The sequence below is a fragment of the Maribacter arenosus genome (genome assembly GCF_014610845.1).
Taxonomy (GTDB): domain Bacteria; phylum Bacteroidota; class Bacteroidia; order Flavobacteriales; family Flavobacteriaceae; genus Maribacter_A; species Maribacter_A arenosus.
The window spans coordinates 59,879-68,136 of sequence record NZ_JABTCG010000008.1 but is presented as its reverse complement, the minus strand read 5'-3'; the positions used below and the strand labels follow the sequence as shown (position 1 = coordinate 68,136).

The 8,258-nt window shown below is 40.9% G+C and carries 6 protein-coding genes; 4 read left to right on the top strand and 2 right to left on the bottom strand.

The annotated features are described in order from the left end of the window. Positions 1 to 238 precede the first annotated feature (238 nt). A complete protein-coding gene (locus tag HPE63_RS17460; protein WP_188315596.1) occupies positions 239 to 1,591 on the bottom strand; it encodes a cation:proton antiporter domain-containing protein in 1,353 nt (450 codons plus the stop codon). Between the two features lie 191 nt (positions 1,592 to 1,782). On the opposite strand from HPE63_RS17460, the gene rimP reads away from it, so the two are divergent. The 3 genes from rimP to infB are packed head-to-tail and all read left to right on the top strand — an operon-like array spanning position 1,783 to position 6,263. Beyond that, complete coding sequence (gene rimP / locus HPE63_RS17455; protein WP_188315595.1) at positions 1,783 to 2,244, top strand: ribosome assembly cofactor RimP; 462 nt, start codon at positions 1,783 to 1,785, stop codon at positions 2,242 to 2,244. A 13-nt stretch (positions 2,245 to 2,257) separates the two neighbouring features. Next, positions 2,258 to 3,490 carry a transcription termination factor NusA gene (gene nusA, locus HPE63_RS17450; RefSeq protein ID WP_188315594.1) on the top strand — a complete coding sequence of 411 codons (1,233 nt, stop codon included), beginning with the start codon at positions 2,258 to 2,260 and terminating at the stop codon, positions 3,488 to 3,490. A gap of 40 nt (positions 3,491 to 3,530) precedes the next feature. Continuing rightward, positions 3,531 to 6,263 (top strand): translation initiation factor IF-2, encoded by a 2,733-nt coding sequence (gene infB / locus HPE63_RS17445; RefSeq protein WP_188315593.1) that lies wholly within the window; start codon positions 3,531 to 3,533, stop codon positions 6,261 to 6,263. 36 nt (positions 6,264 to 6,299) lie between these two features. Here infB and HPE63_RS17440 read toward each other — a convergent pair whose 3' ends face one another. Then, positions 6,300 to 6,668 carry an SPOR domain-containing protein gene (locus HPE63_RS17440; RefSeq protein WP_188315592.1) on the bottom strand — a complete coding sequence of 123 codons (369 nt, stop codon included), beginning with the start codon at positions 6,666 to 6,668 and terminating at the stop codon, positions 6,300 to 6,302. Positions 6,669 to 6,900: 232 nt separating this feature from the next. Between HPE63_RS17440 and HPE63_RS17435 the strand changes: the two genes are divergently transcribed. Next, positions 6,901 to 8,241, top strand: a complete 1,341-nt coding sequence (locus HPE63_RS17435; RefSeq protein ID WP_188315591.1) for a cytochrome c3 family protein — start codon at positions 6,901 to 6,903, stop codon at positions 8,239 to 8,241. The last annotated feature ends 17 nt before the right edge of the window (positions 8,242 to 8,258 follow it).

Genomic DNA, 8,258 nt, shown 5'->3' with positions numbered 1-8,258 from the left:
GAAGTTTATCCTGAGCGCAGCCGAAGGGAGTCCTAGTAGGCCAACGAATATTCCCTTATCCCGATGTATTTTTACATATCGGGATTTATTTTTGTATAAAAGCTAGGATGGGAAGTTTATCCTGAGCGCAGCCGAAGGGAGTCCTAGTAGGCCAACAGAGTTGGAAAATCCAGGTATTCTTGCTGGGATTTTTATTTTGTATGCCTTTCAATAATGATGCTTAAGAAGAGCTCCTGAGCTATTCTTTTTCTGGATCTATTCCATCCGAAGCGCTTTGATTTATCGACCTTTCTTTCAATGGTACCGCCGATTCTTGGATCTTCAAGCTTTCGTTTTTGGCCCATAGTGCATCTTCCGATTTGTTACGCGCCAATACTTCCTGATCGATTTCATCCAACAAGCTTCCCATTTTCTTTCCTTCCTTTATCATAGCCCAGGTCATAATCAAGCTTGTTCCAATAATGACGAACAATAAGATACCCGATTCAAAAGTGGCAACCTGTGCTTCTTTTGGAATGGCATAAAATAATAAAACCGTAATCAAACCGCGGGGGGCGATAAATAACTGTGGCATTATGTCCCCTCCGAAAAAAGCTCGTAGCACTACAAAACGAATGGCATAAATAGAGATCATGATCAATATGCTGACCAAGGCAACGCTTAAACTGAATAAGGAGGAAAGCACAATGGTAAGGCCAAAAATGACAAAGAAAAATGTACGAACGATAAACGCGGTCTCTAACGTAATGATATGGAGCTCATGGTAAATCTGGTTTATTTTTTCCTTCTCTAAAAAAGTTGCCAATTTTCCCGGAAAAAACAATTTTACATTGGCTATCACCAATCCAAAAATCAAGATGATAATTAAGGAGGAAAGATGAAATTTCTTCCCTATGGCATACAATAACAGCAATACGGCAATCAATAGGAATAATTTTGCCTGACTCTTGATTCGTTGAAAAACAAGAATTATCGCGTAACTGGCCACTAGGGCAATTACGATAGTGATTAATAGATTAATAGAAAAACCGGCGACACCGTTATCTTCTGAAGGTTTCAGGCCTCCAATTAAAAAGTAGAACATCATAATTCCGGCTATATCCGAGAAGGTGCTCTCATATATATGGAATTCTTTTTTTTTCTCCGAAAGTTCACTTACACTGGGGATGATAATAGCGCTGGATAATATAGACAATGGAGTTGCGTATAGCCAAGCCGACTGCATGGTCATATCAGGGATAAACTGGTGCATGATCAGAGCTGCAACCCAAGCTGAACTTACGAGTCCTATAAGGGCGATAGCCATTGCCTTTATAATGGGGATTATTTTTTCCTTTTTAAGTTCGAGCTCCAATGCGGCTTCGAGAACGATCATGATCAAACCCACTATACCCAAAATCTCTAAGGCCCCTTCGAAATCAGGCTTGCTAGATGCTAAATAGCCTAGTACATATTGCAAGATAATCCCTAAAGCGATAAGCATTAGTACCGATGGAATATTGGTCTTTTTAGATATACCATTGAACCAAAACGAAAGGATCACAATAATTGAGGCTTCAATAATGATATTGTACGAAGAGAAAATTTCCATAAATCGGTATAGTTGGTAGAATGGCCAAAAATACCATTTAAAGTTAACTTTCGGTGTGTTGGTTTATTTATACACCAGTTCTTGAAAATAAGCTTGTTGTAGATTGTAAAATATTGTATATTTGCACCACTGAAAGGATATCTAGGTATTCATGAGGGGACAATTTGTCCCCTCTTTTGTTACTTAAAGTTATGTTGAAGGAGAAAGTAGAAACGCTTTTGAACGAGGCATTGGCCCAGGATAAATCACTTTTTTTAATCGATTTTACCATGGGTGCCGATAATAGCATTCATGTGGTATTGGATGGTGATAATGGCGTTAGCGTACAGGATTGCATAAAAGTGAGTAGGGCCATTGAACATAACCTGGATCGGGACGAAGTTGATTTTTCATTGACCGTGACCTCTTCTGGGGCCGCGTCACCAATGGTAGATCCCCGTCAGTATAAAAAGAACATTGGCAGAAAAGTAAAGGTACAGACACAAGAAGCTGTTTATGAGGGTAATCTAACTGAAGCCAACGGACAGGGTATAGTGTTGCAATGGAAAGCACGGGAACCCAAACCCATTGGAAAAGGGAAAACCACAGTTCAGAAAAAAAAGGAAATATTATTTTCTGAAATTAAGGAAGCAAAAGTTATTTTAAAATATTAATAGTAGTATACAAATGGAAAATATTGCGCTGATTGAATCTTTTTCGGAATTTAAAGATGATAAATTCATAGATAGGGTTACGCTAATGGCGATTTTGGAGGATGTTTTTAGGAACGCGCTTAAAAAGAAATTTGGATCCGATGATAATTTTGATATTATTATAAACCCCGATAAAGGGGATTTGGAAATTTGGAGAAACCGCGTTGTTGTTGAAGACGGCATGGTCGAAGAACCGAATGAAGAGATTTCACTATCGGAAGCTCGAAAGATAGAACCCGATTTTGAAGTAGGCGAAGATGTATCTGAAGAGGTGAAATTGATCGATTTGGGTAGAAGGGCGATTTTGGCATTGCGCCAAAACCTTATCTCCAAAATCCATGAGCATGATAATACGACGATTTACAAGCAGTTTAAAGATTTGGAAGGCGAGATTTATACCGCTGAGGTGCATCATATTAGACATAAGGCAATAATTTTATTGGATGATGAGGGCAATGAGATTATCTTGCCGAAGGATCGGCAGATCCCATCAGACTTTTTTAGAAAAGGGGATAATGTAAGGGGAATCATCGAGAGTGTGGAACTCAAGGGGAATAAACCGACAATTATTATGTCGAGAAGCTCCCCCCGCTTTCTTGAACAACTTTTTTTCCAAGAAATACCAGAGGTTTTCGATGGTTTGATCACGATAAAAAAAGCAGTCCGTATTCCTGGTGAAAAGGCCAAAGTGGCCGTGGATTCCTATGATGATCGAATTGATCCCGTGGGTGCCTGTGTGGGTATGAAAGGATCTCGTATACATGGTATCGTCCGGGAGTTGGGCAATGAGAATATCGATGTTATAAATTGGACGAACAACCCACAATTATTGGTGACCAGGGCCTTGAGTCCTGCCCGGGTTTCCTCTGTGAAATTAAATGACGAGAAAATGACTGCCCAGGTATACTTAAGGCCAGAGGAGGTTTCCAAGGCCATAGGTAGGGGAGGCCATAATATCCGTTTGGCAGGGAAACTTACAGGTTACGAGATAGATGTATTCCGCGAAGGCGTCGAAGAAGATGTTGAATTAACGGAATTCTCTGATGAAATCGATGCTTGGATCATTGAAGAGTTCAAGAAAATAGGTATGGATACGGCACGAAGTGTTTTAGAACAAGATGTGGATGACCTGGTCAAAAGAACCGACTTGGAAGAAGAAACCATCTTGGAAGTGGTCCGTATACTCAAGGAAGAATTGGAAGATTAGCTATATTAGCGACAGTTTTTAGAATAAGGAAGTAATATTTATGGCAGACAATGCAACAATTAGACTTAATAAAGTCCTAAGGGAACTCAATATCTCATTGGACCGGGCGGTAGATTTCCTAAAGTCGAAAGGGCATGAGGTTGACGCAAGACCCACCACAAAAATATCTGAGGAGGTACATCAGGTATTATTGGATGAGTTTCAGACCGACATGAGCAAAAAGGTCGCCTCACAGGAAGTAGGTGAGGAAAAACGCAAAGAGAAAGAAGCCATAAGATTGCAACTCGAACAAGAGCAGGAAGATAGAAGATTGGCACGTGAGAAACGGGCCGAATCCTCAGAACGCATTATCAAGGCCAAGGTTGAGCTTGCCGGTCCCAAGACAGTAGGTAAGATAGATTTAAGTCCGAAGAAAAAGGCCAAACCTGTTGTAGAGGTAAAAAAAGAAGAGGTTAAAGAAGAGGTTAAGGAAGAAATTGCCCCTCCTGTGGCAGAAAAGGCAGATAAGGTAGAAAAGGTAGAAGATGTCAAAGAGGATACGATCAAGGTAGAAAAAACCCAAAAAACCGAAGCTGCTCCAGAGGAACCTTCTAAGGAAGAAGAGAAAATCGCAACGAAGTATAAAAAACTAAGTGGCCCCAAAATCATGGGCGATAAGATCGACCTTAGTAAATTTAACAAACCGAAGAAGAAAAAAGAAGAGCCCAAGACGACCTCTGATTCTAGCGACAGGAAGAAAAGAAGAAAAAGAATTGTCAGTAGCCCTGGAAGTGGACCAGGAAAGGGAAGCGCACCCAGAAGTGGTGGACCCGGAGGCAGAAAGGGTGGAAAACGTTTTGCTACGGTAAATAAGGTAGAGCCATCTGAAGAGGATGTGCAAAAACAAGTAAGGGAAACCCTAGAAAAACTTCAGGGTAAATCCAAAAAAGGGAAAGGGGCTAAATATCGAAGAGATAAAAGAGATCAACATCGTCAGCAGACAGAAAAAGATCTAGAACAGCAAGAACTTGAGAGTAAAATACTGAAGGTTACCGAGTTTGTAACCGCTAGTGAGGTAGCGACCATGATGAATGTGGGCACTACAGAAATCATATCTGCCTGTATGTCCTTGGGGATCATGGTTACCATGAACCAAAGATTGGATGCTGAAACCTTATCCATAGTTGCCGATGAATTTGGTTATGACGTAGAGTTCGTTACTGCGGATATTGAGGAGAGCATTGTGGAAGACGTCGATGCTCCTGAAGATTTAGAACCAAGAGCGCCTATCGTTACCGTTATGGGCCATGTTGACCATGGTAAAACATCTTTATTGGATTACATACGTGAAGAGAACGTAATCGCTGGCGAAAGTGGAGGGATTACCCAACATATCGGTGCCTATGGGGTTACTTTGGCCAATGGTCAAAAAATCTCTTTCCTGGATACTCCGGGTCATGAAGCCTTTACCGCGATGCGTGCACGTGGGGCACAAGTAACGGATATTGCGATTATTGTGGTAGCAGCGGATGATGATATCATGCCACAGACAAAAGAAGCGATCAGCCATGCCCAAGCAGCTGGCGTTCCTATCGTATTTGCAATTAATAAAATAGATAAACCGACAGCCAATCCTGAAAAAATCAAGGAAGGTTTAGCACAAATGAACTTATTGGTCGAGGATTGGGGAGGTAAGATCCAGTCCCACGATATTTCGGCCAAAACCGGTGCGGGCGTCAAGGAATTACTTGAAAAAGTACTTCTTGAGGCTGAACTATTGGAATTAAAGGCCAATCCCAATAAGCTGGCTTCCGGTACTGTTGTAGAAGCCTTTTTGGATAAAGGAAAAGGTTATGTGTCAACAATTTTGGTACAGGCAGGTACATTGAAAATAGGGGATTACGTTTTGGCAGGTACATGCAGCGGCAAGGTAAAGGCCATGCACGATGAAAGAGGCAAAGAAATAAGCGAAGTTGGACCTTCGAGACCCATATCCATTCTCGGATTGGATGGTGCGCCCCAGGCAGGGGATAAATTCAATGTGTTGGAAGATGAACGTGAAGCAAAGCAAATTGCTACCAGAAGGTCTCAATTACAGCGTGAACAATCGGTACGTACACAGCGACATATCACCTTGGATGAAATCGGAAGACGTATTGCTTTGGGAGACTTCAAGGAGTTGAACATAATTCTTAAAGGGGATGTGGATGGTTCCGTTGAAGCATTGACAGATTCGTTCCAGAAATTATCCACCGAGGAAATCCAGGTTAATATTATACATAAGGGGGTTGGTCCTATTACCGAATCCGATGTACTTCTTGCTTCGGCCTCGGATGCGGTCATTATCGGATTTAATGTAAGACCAATGGGCAATGCCAGAATGGTAGCGGAAAAAGAGGAAATCGATATTCGGATGTACTCCATAATATATGATGCCATCAATGATCTTAAAGATGCCATGGAAGGTATGCTTTCTCCAGTAATGAAGGAAGAAATCACAGGTACTGCCGAGATTAGGGAAACTTTTAAGATATCTAAGATTGGCACCATTGCAGGTTGTATGGTGACCAGCGGAAAAATATTCCGTAATTCAAATATTCGATTAATTCGGGATGGTGTGGTTATTTATACAGGCGAGTTGGCATCATTAAAGCGTTTTAAGGATGATGTAAAAGAAGTTGCCAAGGGCTATGACTGTGGATTGCAGATCAAAAACTACAATGATATCAAAGAGTTGGATATTGTCGAAGCTTTCCAAGAGGTTGCTGTGAAGAAGAAATTGAAGTCAAGATAATAATGTATCATTCAGGGGAATAAAAAAATCGACTTTTCAAGTCGATTTTTTTGGTTTCAAAAGCATCGCATCAGGATACTTTACCCGTACCTCATTAAACATTCGTTCCGCTTGGAGCTTTGTTTTAAAGCGACCCAACCGTACCCTATAGGTGGGGGAATCAAAATCGATTTTTGAGAATAGGTCCGGAAAATCGATTTCTACACTTTCCTTAATGCGCTGTGCTTTGTCAAAAGAACCAAAGCCTACTTGTATTCTATAATATTCGTATTCTTGATTGGAAGATTTGTAAATATCGAGCAAATCGATGATCCTATCATCCTGCTCAATGCTCACCTTCCCCTGTTGGGCAAGACCCATGGTAGTCGAGAATGTGATAACCGCAATTATAAACAGTGATTTCATTATGTTATAGTTGAATTATATTTTCCTTTTCACAAAAGTAATTTTTTACGCCCTATTGTAAACTTTTAAGCCTTATTTAGAACAATTATAAATTATAATTATCAATACCTTAACATTTTGCAAATAAAGTCTAATCCGTATTTTTGCCGTCAATTCAGGTGCGGTTTCTTTGAATGTGTTGTCTTTGATATAGTAATAACCGTGCCAAAATTTCGATTGAAATATTCTATATATGAAAAAGGTAACATACCGCGATCAAATTTCTAGAGTTTTAGGTATCAGTCTAGTAGTTTTCCTACTTTTTTCCATTTCTATTTTTGCGCAGGATGAAGCAGTTGCATCTTCCTCCGGTGACCCTGCAAAGGGCAAGACACTGTTTAATCAGAATTGTGCTGCCTGTCATGCGTTGAATAGGAAAATGACAGGACCGGCCTTGGCGAATGTGGAATCCCGCCTAAGTGAGGATGAAGGCTTGGACCGAGAATGGCTTTACGCTTGGATTAAGAATAGTCCTGGGATGATCAAATCAGGGGATGCCTATGCGATTAAGGTGTTCAATGAGTATAATCAAGCTCCTATGACTGCTTTTCCGACCTTGTCGAATGCGGATATTGATGATATTTTGGCCTATACGGCGGCGCCTCCACCAGCGCCTGTGGTTGCGGATGCAGCTGCGGCAGAGGCGGTCGAAGGAGACTCTTCTGGCATAACCAATGAGTTGATTTTGGGTGCGCTGGTCATAGTTTTTGGACTTTTGATCATGATGTTGATTTTGGTGCAGAGGACCTTAAAGCGAATAGCTATTGCCAATGGTCTTGATTTGGAAAAAACGAAAGCCGAGAAAGGTGTACCCTTGTGGAAGGCATTTGCCCAAAATCAGTTTTTGGTTTTGGTTTCTGCTATTTTCCTTCTTCTGGCAGGTGCTTATTTCGCATATGGATGGATGATGCAAATAGGCATTGACCAAGGTTATGCACCCATTCAACCGATTCACTATTCCCACAAAATACATGCAGGCGATAATAAAATCGATTGTAAATATTGCCACTCATCGGCAAGGGTTTCGAAACATTCAGGTATTCCTTCTTTGAATGTTTGTATGAATTGCCACAAATCCATTTACGAGTATAAAGGGAATCCTGAAGGGCCGTCAAAAGAAGATTTGGCCAATGGGTATACCAATGAATTTTATACGGGTGAAATAAAGAAATTATATAAGGCAGTCGGTTGGGATGAAGAGAATCAAAGTTATACAGGCGAAAGCCAACCAGTAGAATGGGTACGTATACACAACCTTCCCGATTTGGTCTATTTTAACCATTCGCAACACGTTACCGTAGCGGGAATCGAATGTCAGACCTGCCATGGCCCTGTTGAAGAAATGGAAATCATGAGCCAATTTTCCCCGCTGACTATGGGCTGGTGTATCAATTGTCATAGGGATACCAATGTGAAGGTAGAGGACAATGAATACTATACGAAAATCCATGAAGAACTATCCAAGAAATATGGGGTAGAGAATCTTACAGCGGCCCAAATGGGTGGTTTGGAATGCGGAAAATGTCATTATTAATAAAATAAAGTAGCTAA